Origin of the sequence: Photobacterium chitinilyticum (assembly GCF_004104355.1) — a bacterium.
In the GTDB taxonomy this organism is placed as follows: domain Bacteria; phylum Pseudomonadota; class Gammaproteobacteria; order Enterobacterales; family Vibrionaceae; genus Photobacterium; species Photobacterium chitinilyticum.
The window spans coordinates 1-437 of sequence record NZ_RJLM01000200.1 but is presented as its reverse complement, the minus strand read 5'-3'; the positions used below and the strand labels follow the sequence as shown (position 1 = coordinate 437).

The 437-nt window shown below is 42.6% G+C and carries 1 pseudogene; it reads left to right on the top strand.

Annotation, left to right across the window (positions count from 1 at the left end):
* A pseudogene (locus EDI28_RS26480) lies at positions 1-238 on the top strand (peptide ABC transporter ATP-binding protein); the annotation flags it as partial.
* Between the last annotated feature and the right edge of the window lie 199 nt (positions 239-437).

The following is a 437-nucleotide window of genomic DNA, read 5'->3' as shown; positions in this document are numbered from 1 at the left end:
CATCAATCTGCAAACCAAGCTTCAGACAGCGCAGGTTGCCAATAACCGTCTAAATGAAGTGTATCTAGTAGCTTCTGAGTTTGAGGAGAAGAAAACGGTTGAGGATTTGAGCTTGATGAAGGGAGAGATGACTTTCAAGCAGGTTCATTACAAGTATGGCTATGGTCGAGACGTCTTGTCGGATATCAATTTAACCGTTCCCCAAGGGTCTAAGGTGGCTTTTGTGGGGATTTCAGGGTTTTCACCGCTATTTCAGAACCGTACATGAGGTCTTGGCCTCATACGGCTCCTCGGGGGCCATAAATAAATCTAAGGACCAGATTATAATTTAGATGGATATGATGTGTTCTAAAATGGATTAAATATATCTGGGGTCCCGAATTATACCAATGGAATTCTGTCTGCTCAAATTCTAAGAATAAAAAGCGCGCTTCGGA